The sequence below is a fragment of the Pseudobutyrivibrio sp. AR14 genome (assembly GCF_900101325.1).
Classification (GTDB): domain Bacteria; phylum Bacillota; class Clostridia; order Lachnospirales; family Lachnospiraceae; genus Pseudobutyrivibrio.
Window position 1 is genome coordinate 65,702 of record NZ_FMUY01000006.1, and the last position, 18,868, is coordinate 84,569.

Genomic DNA, 18,868 nt, shown 5'->3' on the forward strand with positions numbered 1-18,868 from the left:
CCACCTTTCTCAATACATTATTAATAAGTAGCAGGTTTCTTTATAATCAACAGCATTCTCATTTCTCTATATAAACCTATATAGACATCTTGTAGCTATCAGATTGCAACTTATACATTGAATAAAATTCATTTTTGCTCTTTATTAAATTTTCGAAGCTGTCATTTTCAATTAGACTTCCTTTATTCAATACAAGAATCTTATCTGCTATCTTTGTCATATACATTCGATGAGAAATAATTACTGTTGAATTACTTCCTTTTATTCTTTTAAAAACATCAGCCATCTTTACTTCACTTTTCGGATCCAATGCTGCTGTAGGCTCATCTAAAACCAATACCTTACCCTTTGAAAACAGGGCTCGTGTTAGAGCCAGTTTTTGCCACTGACCGCCTGAAGGTTCTATAGCTTCGTTATAGAATAACTTACTCAAATGAGTTTCATATTTTTCCGAATAGTCATTAATAAATTGACTCGCCCCTGTTACTTCTGCTGCTTCAGCTATTCCTTTTCTATCATCTATTTCTTCTAAATTACCCACACCAATACAATTAGATACCGTATCTGCGAATTTTATATAATCCTGATAGAGAACGCCAAAGAATTTTCTTAGTTCATCTATCTTGTATTCTTTAATATTAATGCCATCAATGTAGATATTTCCCTCTGTAGGTTCATATATACCTGTTAATAATTTCGAGAATGTACTTTTGCCACTACCATTCTCACCTACTAAGCAAATAGTTTCGTCAGTGTTGAAGGATACAGAAATATTTTTTAATGCATATACGTCACTTCCTTCATACTTATAACTAACATTTTCGAATTTGATATTATGAACGTCTTTCTCTTGTATCCTTTTTTCTCCTTCTACTATCAAATCTTTTTCAGCAAAATATTTAAAAATGTAATCTATAAACATCATGCATTTACTTGTACTAGCGATTTGACCAGATAAAACCAGCAGCTTGGTAACAAATGTTGTTATCGCTGTAAAACTCAAATAGAATAACGATATTTTTATACTTCCACTTAATACGGATTTTATTAACCATGCGCCTACTATTATTGTTCCCATCATGGCTATCAGATTTGTAATAAGTGTAAATGTAATTTCTTTTGCTGCAATTTTAGAATTTTCTTTTATATATGATTTAAATTCTTCCTTGCGCTTTCCCATATAATATGGGAACAATCTATAACTTCTAATTTCATTTGCATTTTCTACTTCTGTAATTAATGACAAGAAATACCAGATTCTACGCATTTGCATAGTATGGGAACTATAGAATTTAAACATCATTCCTTGATATTTCTTTTTTATTATCAATGTAGGTATAACCGTAACTACTATCACAGCAAACGCGATCCAATTAAATCGAATCACAATCATTCCATATCCTACAATGCTGATTGCATTTGCAACTAATCCAAATAAACTTTCCATTAGATTTAATGGTTCCGTTCCACAGGCTGTGATTGTATTACTATGTAAATCTCTAAAATCCGGATTATCCAACCTCTGCCTTTTTATCATCTGAAACTTTTCAGCAATTGTATTTTCCAGATTATGTGAAAGCCTTAATCCTACAACCGAACAAATCACTGTTTTCATATTCTCTATCGCAAATGATATTATTACTAATCCAATCACTCCTAATAGAGGAAGTAAAAACTCAATCGGATTTATTTGCTGGTTTTTCGTCGCGCTCATACCAATTAGTTCTAACAATTTCGCTGTCAGATATGTAATGAGCACCGGACTCAAACCCGTCAGTAACATGGATGCAATAGATAATACAAAAACACCTACTCCGGCTTTATATATTTCTTTAAAAATAAAGAATATTTTTCCTATATAGTCCTTAACCATTTTCATTTTGTGTCCTCCTTGAAATCTGGCTTAACTTTGATTATATTTTATCGCTGGATTTCACTTTTTTATGGAAATGGATTATTTGGTACGTTTTTAGGAGTAAATAAAAAAAGACATTGCTTTTCACAATGTCTTTTTGATAATTATTACCATTTATTCTTTATTATATAACTTTACTCTTAACTAAAAACTCTGAATAAGCGTCACAAAATGGCTTGTATTTTTGCCTACTTATCATTATAGATTCTTTGTTCTGCAACATTAAGTCAGTATGATTAAATGATTCTACATATTTCATATTAACTAAAAAGGATTTATGGCATCTGTAAAAGAGACGGTCTGACAATCTCTCCATTATGGATGATAATGTTTCATTGCATTCCAAGACTTCTTCTTTGTTAATGAAATGAATTATACTTTTTTTACCATTTCCTTCAGCATATGAGATTTGATTCTCTTTTATATAATGGCTTGTACCTTCTACTTTTACTATTAACGTATTATCATTTTGTAAAGTTTTAAAGCAATCATCCATTGCTGCATAAAATTTTTCTTTATCAATTGGCTTTATCAGAAATCTAAAAGCGTCAACCTCAAATGTATCATAGACTATATTTGTATAACTGCTTAGGAAAATAATAATTATGTCGGAATTTATTTTTCTAATTTCTCTGGCAATACTCATGCCATCTTTACCTTTATTTTCAAATTGATAGTCCAGCAAAACCAAATCATAATTATTGATCTCTTTTAGAAAACTTTCCCCATTTTCAAATTCTTTAACCGTATAGTCTATATCTCTGTCCATACAGTAATTAAAAAGCTCTCTATTTGTCTCTTTTCTTACATATTCTGAATCATCACATATTGCTATCCTTAACATAATCTCCCCCTACTCTTAATCAAAAATAAATGTAATCTTTGAGCTAAAATAACCTTCTTTATATGCTAGTTGCATATTTCCATTATATTTTTGCGCTACTCTTTCAATATTATTTAATCCAAATCCATGAAGCATTTTTTCTTGCTTAGTGGTTACAATATGATTTTTATTAATTATATTAACCTCTTCACTTGGATTTTTAATATATAGAACCCACATTTTTTTCTGCAAAATTGACCTTATTTCAATATCTTTTTTTCCAGTTATTTTTTCACATGCCTCTATAGCATTATCTAACATATTTGATAATACAATTACCATGTCAACATCTTTGACTTTTTCTGATGGTATATAACCATCAAAACTTATATTTATATTTTGCATCGCAGCCCTAGTATCTTTCGCACTTAGTATTGCATCTGCAATAAAGTTTCCAGTGTTATACCTTGGTTTTAATTGTTCACAGACTTCATTTAAATCTTCTATATATAAAAGAGCTTTATCATTTTGGTTTTCTTTCACCATACTGTGTAAAGCTATCAAAATATTTTTTATGTCGTGTCTAAATTTTTTTGTCTGATTTTCCTGTTCTATCAACTGGTTGTAATAATCAGTTGCTTGTTGCATGTGTTCCTCTAATAAACTATTAATGTATGTCAAGGAATTATTTTTTCGTGTTATTATTATTGTCCTTATGATTGTAGCAAGTGTACACACAACAATTACCGCAAAGAAAACATATAAACTAAAAGGTCTTTTTTCAGTTAAATATGCTACTGCTTCCCATATGGATAGGAAAAATAACAGAACTGTAAATATAAGAAAATCTACTACTGGTAATTCTGCAATCCAAAACTGTATAATACTCTTTTTTCTCAGAAATATAACAAATACTAATAATGCTAATAATATTAGCTCACCTATTACTTCATATACATATCCATTAGTATCATTCCACCCTATAAAAGGAGTTATTAGCCGAAAATTTAATCCTGTAAATGATGCAAGTTCTACAAAGAAGGCTATAAATGCCACATGTCTCCATTTCAAATAAAAAAAGCTACGCATTAAAATGGCTGACTTCACAAATATTAGTGGCGTAATTATTAGTTCCATTGTCTTATAATTATTCCAGGAACAATATGCATATGTTGATAAAATTGCTATTATCAATAGTATTTCTATTATTACTGAAACTATATTGTTTTTTTTCCGTTTCAGTATAAGCACATGTTTAAACAATATACCTATATTCAACAACTCAAGTGCTGCCCATATTAATATTGTTAATGTAAATTTCACCATTTCACCCATGATTTTATGTTATATCCCCCAAATTGACCTTTTAGTCTATTTACTTTAATATAACATATATTTCACAATTTATACACATCTTTTATGCATACAAAAAACCAGCGGTACTTACTAAAAATCACTTAATAAGAACCTCTGGTTTTCTTTCTTTTTTTGCATAAATATCAATTATAAAATAATCATCTTCAGCAATTATTTGCTTTATATTACAGTATTTTTCGCCACTGCTTAAGTATCCTTTATTATCAAGATAATTACCATATTGTTTTAGGTTTTCTTTTAATTCATTCCAGCCAACCTCTACTCTATATCTAAATGCTGGCCACACTTTTAGTATCTTATATTCATCTTTTGTATCTTCGAAATACAATACCTGATACTTGTCTTGACTTACTATAATTAATATTTCCTGCTTTTGAATGTTTCTTCCAATCTGAATTAGTTTCTCATATAATTGATCTTTCGAGACTATTTCTTCTCTATTATACTTAAAAACTAATTCTTCTTGCTCCGCTACTTTGATAGGGAACACCTCCATTCATTAGTGGCCTCCACCAATCCAATCTATTGGCATATCTTTATCCTCCTTATACATTTTTTGCTACCCCATAGCTTATGATTTAATTATACTCAAAATTTTCCATTTTCTTTGTTTTAGAGTAACTTGCATGTTTTTCGGAGTGAATGGTACTTTACTTTGAGTAATACTGCATTTCATCAAAAAAAGTAGTTGCAATTATCACTAATCACAACTACTTTTGACTTTCAAGTTATTTACCAATAATTATTAAATCCGTGCTCTATCAGCCTGTTGCTCTCATAGTATCTCATGGAAATAACATTGCCATCTATCATGGTTCTGTTTCTTGCACCTAGAACTACAGAAATAACTTTCTTACCATCTCTTTCGGCAACACTAACAAGGCACTGACCTGCTCTATTTGCTGTTCCTGTCTTGCCACCTATTACTGCTGGATTATAGTAAATATTTCCTGGTATCATCAAGGCGTCTGTGTTAACTAGTATTCTTGGTGCAACACATAAATTAGTGGCTGGAATCACAGCAGATTGTAATCCGAAATACTTGTTAAAAAGCGGATGCTTGATAGCCTCTGCAGTAATTAAATACAAGCTTGTCGCATTGGTGTACATCTTATTATCTGGATAACCAGAAGGATTCGTAAAATTGGTATTTACACATCCAAGCTGAGCTGCTCTAGCATTCATCATGGCTGCAAAATTTGGTACCGAACCACCTAATAATTCAGCAAGCACATTACATGCCTGACAATCGGAGCTTACCATCATCGCAGATAAAAGCTGATCTACATTGAGCGCCTCTCCTGCCATAAGTCTTGGCTCCACATGACTAGCATCTGATGGAAGGCTCGCTAATGCTGTACTGCTCACAAGTACTGGAGAATCTAATGCAATGTCTCCTCTTTCGATAGCTTCCACTGCCAAAAGCGCCGTCATGATTTTTACTGTACTAGCAGGTTCCAATATTGCATCTGCATTCTGTGAATATATGATTCTTCCAGTTGTATTATTTGCAACAAGACATCCTGCTGCATCAAATGCTATAGCTGGTTGCTGTGCTACATATTCCTCAGCATCTACAACAACATAATTGGACCCGGCTGCTGAAAGCATTGCTCCAATTAAAGCCAATGTATATAATTTTTTCTTAATGTTCTTAAATAATAACTTCATCAAATCCCATTCCTTCTTTTATTACATTTACTTTCTCTTCTCCAATGAGCATTTTCATCATCTCATAAGCAACTGCCGGTGCAGTCTGCGGACAATATGAGGTGATTATATTATCATCTATTACAACTGGCTCATCAGGTATTACATTTACACCAAAGCCTGCTAATTCCTTTTGTCTATAGGCATCTGCAAGATGATAAGTAGTAGCTTTTCTTCCGGCTAACACACCACTTTTTCCTATTGGAAGGGCTGCCACACAAATACTTGCTATTACCTTTTTGCTATTATCGAATTTACGAATTAACTCTAGAAATCTCTCGTCGTATGCCTCGCCAAAGAAACCATAGAGATGGTCTCCTCCAGGAATTGCAAGTGCATCATAGTCATCCACATTTACTTCTGAGATTAACTTATCAACTTTGATTTCTGTTCCCCAAAAGGCACTTTTTACATCTCTTGTAAATCCGCATGTGTCTATTTCTACATCAAAGCCGTATTCGCTTTTTGCCCATCCGGCCACGTCGTAGAATGGAGCAAACTCCATCATCTCAAATCCAGTACAACAAAATATCAGTATTCGTTTCATAAGTGCCTATTCTCCTCGCGTAGATGACTACTTCTTTTTTGTTATGTTTAAACCTCCAAATACAGCCACGCCTATACAAATCCATAATACAATGTCTGTGTGACCTTGTCCTGCTGCTAGAATAGTTAACATAACATCCCCCTTTACCTCAAACAATTATATTTGTTACCTTTTATAACTGTATCATATTAGTTCATGTATTCATACTGTTTGTATTTTTTATCAGGCAAATTCAACTACTGCTCATTCCATTTCAACCTTCAAAAGCTTCCTCTTGCACTTTACACTGTGCTTCAAAGTATATGATGCCTCGCCCTTATCCATTGCTTGATTGATTTCTTCAATCTCTTTTGTGATATCCTCAACGTCTCTATACCAACTTAAAAATCTATTCTGAGGGCCAAATATTGAGGTTGATTTTTCTGAGGCAAAAAGTGCATACTTTGGACTATTCTTTGACCCCTTGAATTCTTGGCTACGAGCAACAAATGATGTATCCACTATTACGCCTTCATTAGGGGATGTAATTCTAATGCTTTTACTAGGGGTCTGTAATCTTTCGCCTTCAAAGCCCGTCTCATCACTCTCTTTCTTATCAAGTAATAAATAGTCTAATGAAACATTTAATTTTTCACCTATAATAATCAGCTTTTCTAATTCTGGGTATCCATCTCCTAATTCCCATCTAGAGACAGCTTGCCTACTTACCCCCAGCAACTCTGCCAATTCTTCCTGAGACATTTGATTTCTTTTTCTTGTTTCTTTTAGATTTTCCGCAAAACTCATGTTATTATCCTCCTTTCAATCTTTTATATTTAGAAGTTTATCTTTCTTGCCTTTATTTTCTACCAATTTACATTTGCATTTACGCAACTTCAGCTTGCATTTATTATAATAATAAAAAAATGGCACCGCAAATACGGTGCCACATAAAATGTACATTTTATTCTTCGGGATTCTTAGACTTACCTAGACCATGTCGTTGCTGGTAGACCATAGCCAACATGTCCTGTTGATACTTATCGTCATCGCTCAACACTTTAAGCTTGTCCTTTACTTCAGTTTTTCGTGCACGACAAACTTCCAGCTCTTTTAGCAACTGAGCCTCTTCATCCTCATAGGTTTTCAATTGTCTTTTAAGATCCTCTATGTCTCGCCTTGTATCAGCATCTAACATGGTGCGTTCCTCCCATTTGCATTATTTAGCAAGAATATCCTGTCTAATTAATGCTTTCTTTAAAGCTATCTCAGCTCTTAGCAAATCTATATTTTCGGCCTTGCTTGCTAATCGCTCTCTAGCTCTCTCTTCCGCGCTGCGGGCACGGCTTAAATCAATTTCATCAGGCCACTCGGCAATCTCTGCCAATATTGTCACCTTGTCAGGCAAAACCTCTGCAAGTCCTGCATGAACAGCGGCTCTCTTTTCTGATTCTGCCTCATGGATTGTGCAAATGCCCGGCGCAATAACAGTAGTCAAAGGGATGTGCTTTGGAAGCACACCAATCTGTCCTTCGACTGTATTAAATTCAACCATAGTAGCCTCACCTTCATAAAAAGTACGCTCTGGCGTAATGATTGATACTTTAAAGGTGTTATCTGCCATTTGCCACCTCCTACTTTGCGTTCATCTTGGCACGAACCTCGTCGATTGTACCAGCATTGAGGAAGTAACTCTCTGGAATATCATCGTGCTTACCTTCGAGGATTTCCTTGAAGCCACGTACTGTCTCAGCGATTGGCACATACTTACCTTCGAGACCAGTAAACTGACCAGCTACGAAGAATGGCTGTGACAAGAATCTCTGAATCTTACGTGCACGGTTAACTACAAGCTTGTCCTCTTCTGAAAGCTCATCCATACCGAGGATAGCGATAATATCCTGTAATTCCTTATATTTCTGAAGAATCTCCTGAACACCACGTGCAACTGTAAAGTGCTCCTGACCAACGATACGTGGGTCAAGGATACGAGATGTAGAACCAAGTGGGTCTACCGCTGGATAAATACCAAGCTCGGCGATAGAACGCTCAAGAACTGTAGTAGCATCCAAGTGCGCGAATGTTGTTGCTGGAGCTGGGTCTGTTAAGTCATCGGCAGGCACGTATACAGCCTGAACTGATGTAATAGATCCATTCTTTGTAGATGTGATACGCTCCTGAAGAGCACCCATCTCTGTCTGAAGTGTTGGCTGATAACCAACGGCTGAAGGCATACGACCAAGGAGGGCTGAAACCTCTGAACCAGCCTGAGTAAAACGGAAGATATTGTCGATGAAAAGAAGCACGTCCTTTCCACCCTTATCTCTGAAGTACTCAGCCATAGTAAGTCCAGTAAGACCAACTCTCATTCTAGCTCCTGGTGGCTCGTTCATCTGACCGAAAACCATGCAGGTCTTGTCGATAACGCCTGACTCCTTCATTTCATAGTAAAGGTCATTACCCTCACGAGTACGCTCACCTACACCTGTGAATACTGAGTATCCACCGTGCTCTGTTGCGATGTTGTGGATAAGCTCCTGGATAAGTACGGTCTTACCTACACCGGCACCACCGAACAATCCGATCTTACCACCTTTCTGATAAGGGCAAAGAAGGTCAACGACCTTAATACCTGTTTCAAGCATTTCTGTTGATGTTGCCTGTTCCTCAAATGCTGGAGCTTTTCTATGGATAGGCATCTTCTCAACACCCTCAGGTGCTGGCTGCTCATCAATAGCATCTCCAAGTACGTTGAAGATTCGACCAAGTGTTGCCTCACCAACAGGAACCGAAATTGGTGCTCCTGTAGCAAGTACATCCATTCCACGTACTAAACCATCTGTAGGACCCATGGCAATACAACGAACTGTATCGTCACCCAAATGCTGTGCTACCTCGACAACCAGTCTCTCTCCGTTATCTCTTGTAATTTCAAGAGCGTCGTTGATTTCTGGAAGCTCGCTATTTGCGAAGCTTACGTCAAGTACGGCACCGATAATCTGAGTGATTTTACCAATATTATTTGCCATTTTTTCACTCCTATCTGCTTTTTTAAGAAAGTGCCTCGGCACCAGCGATAATCTCGGTCAACTCCTGAGTAATTGATCCCTGGCGGGCACGATTGTATTTTAATGATAGATCACTAATGATTTCCTCTGCATTATTTGTAGCTGAATCCATTGCCTGCATACGAGCACCATTTTCAGATGCAACTGCCTCAACTAAGGCACCGTATACAAGTGAAGTCACATACTTTGGAACAATGAGGTCGAGAGCCTCTTCTTCATTTGGTTCAAAGTTCATAAGAGCCTCTGCCCCTGAAGATTTAGCTGCTGCAACATCTTCCTCTGCAACCTCTGCTGGAAGTAGCTTCATAAGCTTTGGAATCTGGCTAACTGTATTTTTGAAGTGTGTATATACAAGGTAAATCTGTCCGATTTCCCCGCTTGCATATGCTCCTAGGACATCCTTGCAGATTTCCATTGCATCTGCATAAGTAGGGGCCTCCATCACTGGAGAATAGTCCTTAACAATCTCATAACCCTTATGAGTAAGACTTTCGCCTCCCTTATGTCCTATTACATAAAGCTTTACGTCCTCAGGCTTCATATCAGAACCAGTAATCATCTTTACAATATTTGAATTGTAACCACCTGCAAGACCACGGTTTGATGTGATGACAATAACGCCAATCTTCTCAGAACCATTGTCCTTAAGGTACTTGTTGTTTACTGCTCCTGCCTTGGCAAGCATGCTACAGATTGTATTGTACATAGCGTTAAAATACGGTGTAGTCTGCTCTGCCTTAGAACGAGCCTTCTGGAGCTTTACTGTAGATACAAGCTTCATGGCCTTAGTGATCTGCTGAGTGCTGGAAACACTCTGTTTTCTTCTCTTTATGTCTCTCATTGAGGCCATAACAGATCACCCTCCTTACTTGTAGCTCTTTTTACACTCCTCGATAGCCTTTATAAGCTTCTGCTCCATATCATCCTCAAGAACCTTTGTAGTCTTAATAGACTCAGGAATCTCTGGATACTTGGTATCAACCAAATCAAACAATGCCTTTTCAAAAGCCTGAATGTCTGCTGTTGGAATATCAAGCAAATATTTCTTAGTAGCAGCATAGATAATCATAATCTGATACTCTACTGGCATTGGAGCATACTGTGGCTGCTTTAACATCTCCTTGATTCTCTCACCTTGAGCAAGCTTCTCAGCTGTATCTGCATCAAGCTCTGAACCAAACTGTGCGAAAGCTGCAAGCTCACGATACTGAGCAAGCTCTACACGGATAGGAGCTGCGATTTTCTTCATAGCCTTAATCTGAGCAGAACCACCTACACGGGATACTGAAAGACCTGCGTTAACAGCTGGTCTGAAACCTGCATTAAATGCTTCTGTCTCAAGATAAATCTGACCATCAGTAATTGAGATAACATTGGTAGGGATATATGCTGATACATCGCCTGCCTGAGTCTCAATGATAGGAAGTGCGGTAAGTGAACCGCCGCCTAACTTATCTGAAAGTCTAGCTGCACGCTCAAGAAGTCTTGAGTGTAAGTAGAATACATCACCTGGGTAAGCCTCACGTCCTGGTGGACGACGAAGAAGTAATGACAGTGTACGGTATGCAGTAGCATGCTTACTCAAATCATCATAGATGATGAGAACGTCCTGTCCATTCTCCATCCACTCCTCACCGATAGCGCATCCTGAATAAGGGGCGATATACTGAAGTGGTGCAAGCTCTGATGCTGTAGCGGCAACTACTGTTGTCCAAGCCATAGCACCATATTCTTCTAATGTCTTAACAAGGGCTGCAACTGTTGATGCCTTCTGGCCAATTGCAACGTAAATACATTTTACGCCCTGTCCCTTTTGATTAATGATTGTATCAATAGCGATAGCAGTCTTACCTGTCTGTCTATCACCGATAATAAGCTCACGCTGTCCACGTCCAATAGGAATCATGGAATCGATAGCTTTAATACCTGTCTGCAATGGAGTATCTACGGATTTACGTGAGATAACACCTGAAGCAACACGCTCGATAGGACGGAACTTAGTAGTTTCAATAGGTCCCTTTCCATCGATAGGCTGTCCAAGCGCATTAACTACACGTCCAAGCATAGCGTCACCAACTGGAACCTCAACAACACGACCAGTAGTCTTTACTGTATCGCCTTCGTTGATATTCTTATCGTTTCCTAAAAGAACACAACCTACATTGTCTTCCTCAAGGTTTAAGACCATGCCGTAAACTTCACCAGGGAACTCAAGGAGCTCACCCTGCATAGCGTTCTGTAATCCGTGAATACGTGCAATTCCATCGGCAACCTGAATAACAGTTCCTACGTCTGCCACGTCAAGCTGCGCTGCATAGCGTTTCATCTGCTCTTTGATAACCGAGCTAATTTCTTCTGGTTTTAAATTCATGGAGCGCATTCACCTACTTTCAATTGAATATTTGATAACTCGTGTGACAATTTATTAATCTGAGTTTTGATAGAACTATCAACAACTCTATCTTTAATGCGAATTACCATACCCCCGATTAACTCAGGGTCTACGATATAGTTCATAATAAATGAGCTATATTCTGTAGTTTGAAGCAAACGCTTCTCGACATCTGCTTTCTGAGCATCTGTAAGTTCAAGTGGAGTTGAAACAGTTGCGCGACCGATTTTTTTGTAATCGTAAACTTTTTCAATGTAATAGTTTAAAACGCCTTCTATTTCTTTGATGTGGTCCTTTTCCTCAAGCATTCTAAGGAGTCCCACAATCTCATCACTTACTCTGCCTTTGAAAATCTCGTCGATAATCTGAAGCTTCTCTTCTTTATTGATCTTTGGATGATTCATCATCTGAGAAAAGCCGTCATCTTTTTTAACAACTTCGATTACGCCTTCTGCTTCTTTTAAGAAGTCATCGACTCTTCCTGATTCCACAGCTAACTCAAACAACGCATCACCGTATACGTTTGAGACTAATTTAGCCATGTTTTTTCACCCATTTCCTTAAGTGTTTGCTCTACTAAGGTATTCTGAATTGTTGTATCGATGTTGGCAGCTACAACCTTCTGTGCCATTACAGCAGCTACAGAAATCATCTCCTGCTTAACCTCGTCTGCAACCTTCTTCTTCTCAAGCTCTGCCTCTTCGTTAGCACGTGCTACGATGGCAGCTGCTTCTTCCTTAGCATCGCTTACAATCTTGGTTTCATTCTTCAAGGCTTTTTGTCTTGCTTCGCTTAGGATAGCATCTCTTTCTTTTGAGATATCCTTAAGCTTTGCTTCGTACTCCGCCTTTAGCTTTTCTGCCTCTTCCTTATCGTTCTTTGCATCTGCAATATCCTTTGCAATGCCTTCTTTTCTGTCCTTAAGCAGCTTTCTAGCTGGGTTGAACAGCATGTTGGACATTATAAGGAATAGGAAGAATACTGCAATGGCTAAAAGTACTGCATCATTAAGCAATTGTGCATCTAAGTCAAATAGTCTTTCCAACTTTTAGCCCTCCTTTTTTATTTTTCTTCCTAGGTTTTATTAGCCATGGTTAAAATGAAGTATATGAAAACTTCATTTTAATCTGGCTTTCAGCCAGACTACTTTTTTGTAAACCTGTTTCCAAAAAAGCATCCTTATACGGATAATAAAAATCTTGATAATTTTTATTATCCTACTAATGGCTGTACAAAGAGTAACAGAAGGGCGATAACTAAGCCATAAAGACCTGTTGTCTCGGCAACGGCCTGACCAAGTAACATAGTAGACATGATCTGTCCCTGTGCTCCTGGATTACGTCCAACGGCTGCTGCACCGTGACCTGCTGCAATACCCTGGCCGATACCAGGACCAATACCAGCGATAACTGCGAGACCAGCACCAATTGCTGAGCAAGCTTTAATTAAGTCTGTACCTGAAATGTTCATAAATGTTTTCCTCCTAAAAAGTATTATTCTTTTCAGTCCTCTTAAGAATCACCATAAGACTGAGTAATGTACGTCATTGTTAACATACAGAAAACGTAGGTCTGAATTGCACCTGAGAAAATATCAAAGTATACATGCAATGCTGCAGGCCATACTAAGGCGAACTTTCCTAGCAATCCATATACAAGACCCATAATGATTGTTCCTGAAAGAACGTTTGCAAATAAACGTAGTGACATTGAAATAGGCACCGCAATATCAGAAATGACATTGATAGGAAGCCAAATTGGCAACCATGGTGGCAATGGTGAACATTTATCCACCCAAATGTCCTTTGCACTCTGATGCCTTACCTTTACTACATGAATGCAAACAAAGGTAATTAATGCAAGAGCCAGTGTTGTACCGTAATCGGCTGTTGGTGGTCTTAGGCCAACCAAACCAGATAAGTTGGATACCAAAATGAAACAGAATATGGTACATATCCAGTTTGCAAACACTGGTGCGTGCTTACCCATACTTCCTTCCACTATGCTATCTAGGAGTCCTACAATAAGCTCCAGAATATTTTGGAAGGTATCAGGAACTTCAGTGGCATGCTTCAGCTTGCGATTGGCAATTATGGAAAAGATTACCAATGAAAGCCACACGATTAAGATGCAAACATGTGAGGTTGTGATCCAAACCTCCTGTCCAAATATTTCATACTTGAACAGACCTTTTATCATGTCCACAGTATCGCTTGAGGCCAGTAAAATTCCTTCTGTCACACTTTCACCTCCTTTTCACTATTTATTTCTAAATCTTCATTGCTTTCCATATCTTCATGTTTCTTTTTGAAAGCTTTTATTAGCAAAGGCTGTGCGTAGGCACTAACCTTGAGCCCAAGTACACCGATGATCGCTGTAAACATGTTTCCAAGTTTAAAAAACGTCATCCCTATCATAATTGCGCACAAGACAAAATATCTCGCCACCGATTTAAATGAAAGATACTTGTCATGTCCAGGACCTATTCTCACTGATTCCTCAATAATCATCGCTATGTGAATGGCCATGCCAATAGCACAACCAATTCCAATTAAAAGTCCTGTAGTATATCTAAGTTTGTCATTTACAAACCAGACACCGATAATCTCAACCAGCAATCCGTACAGAAGGATTCCTAAAACCAAGCCCGGCAAGGCTTGATTCAATCTCTTCATCCAATTAATCATCCTTTACCTCTTGACTTTGTTTTGCTTCTTCTTCCAGACGTCTCGCACGCTGCCCCGGAGACTCCGGATTCTTGAGATAACCCCTAACCATTCTGTAGGCACCATTAAAAGCCGCAACTATGCCTATCAGAATGCCTGCTATCGTATATCCCTTGGAGCCAAAGTTTTTAGTTAAAACTGCTCCAACTATGGTGCACAGCAATATTGGCGTTATAACGTTAAGGCCAAATTGCAACACTAGCACCAGGGAATTTGCTACTTCCCGATTTTGTTTTCTCTTGTCCTTCAATGTTGTCTCCTATAAAATCCGACAATTATAGTGTTATTTTAATTTCTCGATTTGTGTGCTGATACTGATAAAACTCCACACCTGCTGCTCTAAGCATTCTCTTAGATGCGATAACTGATGGTGTGTTTTCATATTTGTCGCTATCGTAAATTATTGTCTTGATACCAGACTGAATAATTGCTTTAGCACACTCATTACATGGAAAAAGAGATACGTACAACTTTGAGCCTTCAAGCGAACCACCCCTATAGTTCAATATTGCATTAAGCTCGCTGTGTGTTGTGTAGAAATACTTATTCTCCAGAGGGTCTCCTACTCTTGCCCAAGGAAACTCGTCGTCTGAACATCCATTTGGAAAACCATTGTAACCCATGGATAGAATCTTATTATCCTGGCTAACAATACAAGCTCCAACCTGTGTATTTGGGTCTTTAGATCTCATACCCGATAATACTGCAACGCCCATAAAGTACTCATCCCAGCTAATATAATCTAGTCTCTTATCACTCATGGTATTCTCCTCCAATACAATATAAATTATGCCTCTAATACCCTCATTAACTTCTCAATTGATGCCTTTAAGACCTCATAGCACAGTCCGTATGTCTGTACTGAACCACCATATGGATCCATCACCTCAAGCTCATCCCCAACCAGCTCATTTAAGAGGCGTGTATTTTCCTCTGTGGCATTAGTGTATTCACTTAATATCTTTTGCCTCTGGCTTTCTTCCATGGTAATCACCAGTGTATTCTCAGAAAAATCCGAGTCCATCAGCTGCTTGGAAGAATAATCCGAAAGCTTACATCCATTACTTATTAAAACTGCCTCTACCTTTTGATTTAAAGGTTCTGGAAACTGAACAATCAAGCCTCTGGCCTCACAAATTATGGGCCTGTCATGGGCTATAGCATGAAATATAGCTGTAGCCATAGGTGCTCTGGATGTGCCACTTCCCGAAGCAAAAATAACTCTATTAATATTTTTCATATCCATATTCTCCTGGGCAAGTCTCCCTAGACCTCGATGGTCTTTTGCCCTGCTGCCTTAAGCAACCTGTTCATAATAGCCTGACCCATCTTTGGAGTGGCAAAACTCTCTGAATAGATTAGGTCAACACTAAGCTCATCAAATCGTCTGAGAATATCGTATAGGTTGTGAGCTATACTACTCTCATCTGAACGATTTCCAATAACAAGCACCTCTCCCTCAGGGTATCTATCCGCAGTCTCAGATGTAGCAATAATGCCCACCTTTTTACCCTCTTTAAGTGCTTCTCTTGTTAATTGATTAATCTTGCCAACTACTGTATCTTCCTCACCTGAGATGATTGTCAAATCACCCTTTGGTGCGTAGTGCTTGTATCTCATACCCGGTGCCTTAGGCCTTGCTCCACTGGTAGTTCCCTTGTCGTTGTAGACAATACCAGGGTCCATCCTAACCTCACCAACTACTTCCCTAAGCATATCCATATTGATGAAGCCCGGTCTAAGAATGGTAACTACATCCTCGGTCAAGTCAACGATTGTAGACTCAAGACCTATGTCAACTGCCCCACCATCCAAAATAGCCTCTATCTTGCCAGACAAATCCTCATATACATGGCTGGCCTTGGTAGGACTAGGTCGTCCTGATGTATTAGCACTAGGAGCAGCTATCATACATCCGCTCTCCTCAATAAGTGCTAAGGCCACTGGATTGTTAGGCATCCTCACTGCTACTGTATCAAGTCCACCAGTAGTCTCATATGGGATAACCTGATTTTTATTGCATACCATGGTAAGTGGTCCTGGCCAAAATGCATCAGCAAGTAATTTTGCTGTCTTAGGTAAATTCTCTGTAATATCTTCTAACTGAGAAAACTTTGCTATATGTACAATTAAAGGGTTATCCGATGGACGACCCTTTGCTGCGTATATCTTACGCGAGGCCTCTTTATCGGTGGCATCTCCTCCCAAACCATAAACCGTCTCGGTTGGGAAAGCTACTAGCCCACCGCTTTTTAATATCTCAGAAGCCTCTCTGATATACTCCATATTTATTGGCTCCTCAGAAACATCCATAATCTTAGTAATCATACTCAAAATTATATCACTTTTCCCTTAGAACACAATATTTTTAGATTGTGCAACCCCTTGTAAAATGGGGAAATTCTATGATTTTTCTGTGTCTTACATGTCTTATAAATATTTAGCAATAACATTCCATGTAGCTGAATTATCGAAGCCCTTCTTCCAGAATGCCCCACCTGCAAGACCATAGCTATCCATTATTTTTAACTTCTGTTCGATTGAATTCTCATCCTCAATCCAAATCTTGTAGAATTTGTCTCCATCTGCAAACTCCACATAATACTGACCAGCCTCATCTGACCATTCAGGTGTCAGTCCGTTAGTTCTAATAAATGACTGTATAGCATCTAATCCGTATGCCTTGCTATCGATAATGCCGCCATCTCCATTAACCTGCCATACTCTGCAGTAGAATGGCATTCCAAGGATAACCTGCTCTGCTGGCACCTCTTCAAGAGTAGCTGCAACACCTTCCTCAACAAATCCTATAGATGCAACGGAGCCTGCCTCTGAGCTTCCATTTGTGTGCTCATCATATCCCATCATTACCACATAGTCGGCATATTTAGCCTGCTCTGCTCTGTTGTAATGTGGAGTATATTTTGGCATGTAATTATCTACTGATAAAATAATGTCGTTCTTCTCGCACTTGATAGAAAGCTCCTTGATAAACTGGATAAATCCATCGGAAGCCTCATTTGATACCTCTTCGAAATCTATATTGATTCCATCCAAGCCATAAGTAATAGCCTGTGCAAGAATATTGTTAACAAGCGCATCTCTTGAAGATGTTGTATTTAATACTGTAGTTGTCTCAATGTCACGATTCTCAAAATCGCTTACAAGTCCCCAAACCTGCACATTATTAGAATGGCAAACACTTACGTAATTGGCATTTGCTAGAGATGCTATGCCACCCTTGTTGTCATTTAAGTGGAACCATGTAGGGGAAATAACATTAATATTTCCTGAATTAGTAAGCACTGTAGCAATATCAGCATTAGATGTCTGAGATGTAACCTGATGCCAGAGAAGTGAAATATCACTTCCTATAGAAATATGATTGTAAGTCCTCTCTGGAAGAGATGACTCTACAGTCTTAGCTGTTGGCTCAGTGAATTTACTATTAGGAATGTATCCCATAACTCCCTTTGCTGAAACAACAAAGCTCCAATCCTTATCCTCAGAAACACGGATTACATTTAATTCTTCATCCTTTTCAACATCCTCTAAGATAGGGCTCTTTCTGCCGTTAGAGATTCTGATTGAAGTATCATTTTTTGCTGTAGCAACCTGCTTTTCATATCCAGCTGTCTCGATAACAATTCTGTCTGGATTCTCAAAAAGAGTGTATTTAAAATCAGATAAAATCTGAAGATAATCAAGTGCAATAAATACTGCATCTCCCTGCGCAACTACTACTGGCTCACCAAGGGAATTATTGCTCTTATCAACTACATAATCAGCACTTCCTAAAGTTGCAGAATATACCTCGCTGTCAGTAGCATATCTAAGTGTTATCTCTGATGGGTCATATACATAGCCGTTGTCGATATTTGCTTTTACAAAGCCAAGCTCAAGATATACATTACCCTCATTTTTAATAGCATTGGCATTTGGTAATTCTGCTCCTGTTTCATCCTGAGACTTTTTATACTCGCCATTCAAAACAACTGAGACTTCATTTTCATGAGTGTTCTGATACCACTCAGTCAGCTCAACATGCTCATTTGTAAATGAATATTTTTTGAATGCAAGAAGACCTACTAATACAACGGTAAGAAACAGTGCAACTGATCCTATGTAGTAATATCCTCTTGGGATGTAACTTTTCTTTTTTCTCCTACGATTGTAGTGATTATTTCTATGGTTACGATTATAGTTATGGTGACTTTGATTCATATGCGTCTCCCTTTCTCTCATATACTGTAAAAGTATAGCAAATCACCTAGTGAAATTCCACTTTTCGCCCTATTATATGGCAGAAAAAAAGAGAGTGTTTGTTACACT

General features: G+C 37.9%; 22 protein-coding genes. All 22 read right to left on the minus strand.

The features are described from left to right. Positions 1 to 76: 76 nt before the first annotated feature. Positions 77 to 1,879, minus strand: coding sequence for an ABC transporter ATP-binding protein (locus tag BLP50_RS06895; RefSeq protein WP_090153004.1), 1,803 nt, complete (start codon positions 1,877 to 1,879; stop codon positions 77 to 79). Between the two features lie 160 nt (positions 1,880 to 2,039). After that, a complete protein-coding gene (locus BLP50_RS06900) occupies positions 2,040 to 2,759 on the minus strand; it encodes a LytR/AlgR family response regulator transcription factor (RefSeq protein WP_090153007.1) in 720 nt (239 codons plus the stop codon). Between the two features lie 15 nt (positions 2,760 to 2,774). Beyond that, the gene (locus tag BLP50_RS06905; protein ID WP_176753714.1) at positions 2,775 to 4,064 is read right to left on the minus strand and encodes a sensor histidine kinase; all 1,290 of its coding nucleotides are present in this window, start codon (positions 4,062 to 4,064) and stop codon (positions 2,775 to 2,777) included. 127 nt (positions 4,065 to 4,191) lie between these two features. Beyond that, positions 4,192 to 4,611 carry a hypothetical protein gene (locus tag BLP50_RS06910; RefSeq protein ID WP_090153012.1) on the minus strand — a complete coding sequence of 140 codons (420 nt, stop codon included), beginning with the start codon at positions 4,609 to 4,611 and terminating at the stop codon, positions 4,192 to 4,194. Between the two features lie 236 nt (positions 4,612 to 4,847). Next, positions 4,848 to 5,786 (minus strand): D-alanyl-D-alanine carboxypeptidase family protein, encoded by a 939-nt coding sequence (locus BLP50_RS06915; RefSeq protein ID WP_090153015.1) that lies wholly within the window; start codon positions 5,784 to 5,786, stop codon positions 4,848 to 4,850. After that, positions 5,770 to 6,372 carry a DJ-1/PfpI family protein gene (locus tag BLP50_RS06920; RefSeq protein ID WP_090153018.1) on the minus strand — a complete coding sequence of 201 codons (603 nt, stop codon included), beginning with the start codon at positions 6,370 to 6,372 and terminating at the stop codon, positions 5,770 to 5,772. The genes BLP50_RS06915 and BLP50_RS06920 overlap by 17 nt, the downstream gene beginning before the upstream one ends. A 243-nt stretch (positions 6,373 to 6,615) precedes the next feature. Then, a complete protein-coding gene (locus BLP50_RS06925) occupies positions 6,616 to 7,158 on the minus strand; it encodes a helix-turn-helix domain-containing protein (protein WP_090153021.1) in 543 nt (180 codons plus the stop codon). A gap of 157 nt (positions 7,159 to 7,315) precedes the next feature. After that, complete coding sequence (locus BLP50_RS06930) at positions 7,316 to 7,549, minus strand: hypothetical protein (protein ID WP_090153026.1); 234 nt, start codon at positions 7,547 to 7,549, stop codon at positions 7,316 to 7,318. A 21-nt stretch (positions 7,550 to 7,570) separates the two neighbouring features. Continuing rightward, positions 7,571 to 7,975, minus strand: a complete 405-nt coding sequence (gene atpC / locus BLP50_RS06935; protein WP_090153030.1) for an ATP synthase F1 subunit epsilon — start codon at positions 7,973 to 7,975, stop codon at positions 7,571 to 7,573. 10 nt (positions 7,976 to 7,985) lie between these two features. Continuing rightward, positions 7,986 to 9,380, minus strand: coding sequence for a F0F1 ATP synthase subunit beta (gene atpD / locus BLP50_RS06940; RefSeq protein WP_090153033.1), 1,395 nt, complete (start codon positions 9,378 to 9,380; stop codon positions 7,986 to 7,988). Positions 9,381 to 9,402: 22 nt separating this feature from the next. Next, positions 9,403 to 10,269: an ATP synthase F1 subunit gamma gene (gene atpG, locus BLP50_RS06945; protein ID WP_090153036.1), complete on the minus strand. Its 867-nt coding sequence runs from the start codon at positions 10,267 to 10,269 to the stop codon at positions 9,403 to 9,405. Positions 10,270 to 10,284: 15 nt separating this feature from the next. Then, positions 10,285 to 11,790 (minus strand): F0F1 ATP synthase subunit alpha, encoded by a 1,506-nt coding sequence (gene atpA / locus BLP50_RS06950; protein WP_090153039.1) that lies wholly within the window; start codon positions 11,788 to 11,790, stop codon positions 10,285 to 10,287. Beyond that, a complete protein-coding gene (gene atpH / locus BLP50_RS06955) occupies positions 11,787 to 12,353 on the minus strand; it encodes an ATP synthase F1 subunit delta (protein ID WP_090153043.1) in 567 nt (188 codons plus the stop codon). The genes atpA and atpH overlap by 4 nt, the downstream gene beginning before the upstream one ends. Next, positions 12,341 to 12,856 carry a F0F1 ATP synthase subunit B gene (atpF, locus tag BLP50_RS06960; protein ID WP_090153045.1) on the minus strand — a complete coding sequence of 172 codons (516 nt, stop codon included), beginning with the start codon at positions 12,854 to 12,856 and terminating at the stop codon, positions 12,341 to 12,343. Before atpF ends, atpH begins: the two co-directional genes overlap by 13 nt. 167 nt (positions 12,857 to 13,023) lie before the next feature. After that, a complete protein-coding gene (atpE, locus tag BLP50_RS06965; protein WP_015550578.1) occupies positions 13,024 to 13,281 on the minus strand; it encodes an ATP synthase F0 subunit C in 258 nt (85 codons plus the stop codon). Positions 13,282 to 13,322: 41 nt separating this feature from the next. Next, a complete protein-coding gene (gene atpB, locus BLP50_RS06970) occupies positions 13,323 to 14,051 on the minus strand; it encodes a F0F1 ATP synthase subunit A (protein ID WP_176753715.1) in 729 nt (242 codons plus the stop codon). Then, the gene (locus tag BLP50_RS06975; protein ID WP_176753716.1) at positions 14,048 to 14,485 is read right to left on the minus strand and encodes a hypothetical protein; all 438 of its coding nucleotides are present in this window, start codon (positions 14,483 to 14,485) and stop codon (positions 14,048 to 14,050) included. Before BLP50_RS06975 ends, atpB begins: the two co-directional genes overlap by 4 nt. Positions 14,486 to 14,489: 4 nt before the next feature. Then, positions 14,490 to 14,786, minus strand: a complete 297-nt coding sequence (locus tag BLP50_RS06980; RefSeq protein ID WP_090153047.1) for an AtpZ/AtpI family protein — start codon at positions 14,784 to 14,786, stop codon at positions 14,490 to 14,492. A 25-nt stretch (positions 14,787 to 14,811) separates the two neighbouring features. Continuing rightward, positions 14,812 to 15,297, minus strand: a complete 486-nt coding sequence (locus BLP50_RS06985) for a deoxycytidylate deaminase (RefSeq protein ID WP_090153050.1) — start codon at positions 15,295 to 15,297, stop codon at positions 14,812 to 14,814. 26 nt (positions 15,298 to 15,323) lie between these two features. Next, positions 15,324 to 15,776 (minus strand): arsenate reductase/protein-tyrosine-phosphatase family protein, encoded by a 453-nt coding sequence (locus BLP50_RS06990; protein WP_090153054.1) that lies wholly within the window; start codon positions 15,774 to 15,776, stop codon positions 15,324 to 15,326. Positions 15,777 to 15,802: 26 nt separating this feature from the next. After that, on the minus strand, positions 15,803 to 16,864 hold the full coding sequence (locus BLP50_RS06995; protein WP_090153055.1) for an L-threonylcarbamoyladenylate synthase: 1,062 nt from the start codon (positions 16,862 to 16,864) through the stop codon (positions 15,803 to 15,805). A gap of 102 nt (positions 16,865 to 16,966) precedes the next feature. Further along, entirely contained in the window at positions 16,967 to 18,760 is a 1,794-nt protein-coding gene (locus BLP50_RS07000) for a glycosyl hydrolase family 18 protein (protein ID WP_176753717.1), read from the minus strand. Between the last annotated feature and the right edge of the window lie 108 nt (positions 18,761 to 18,868).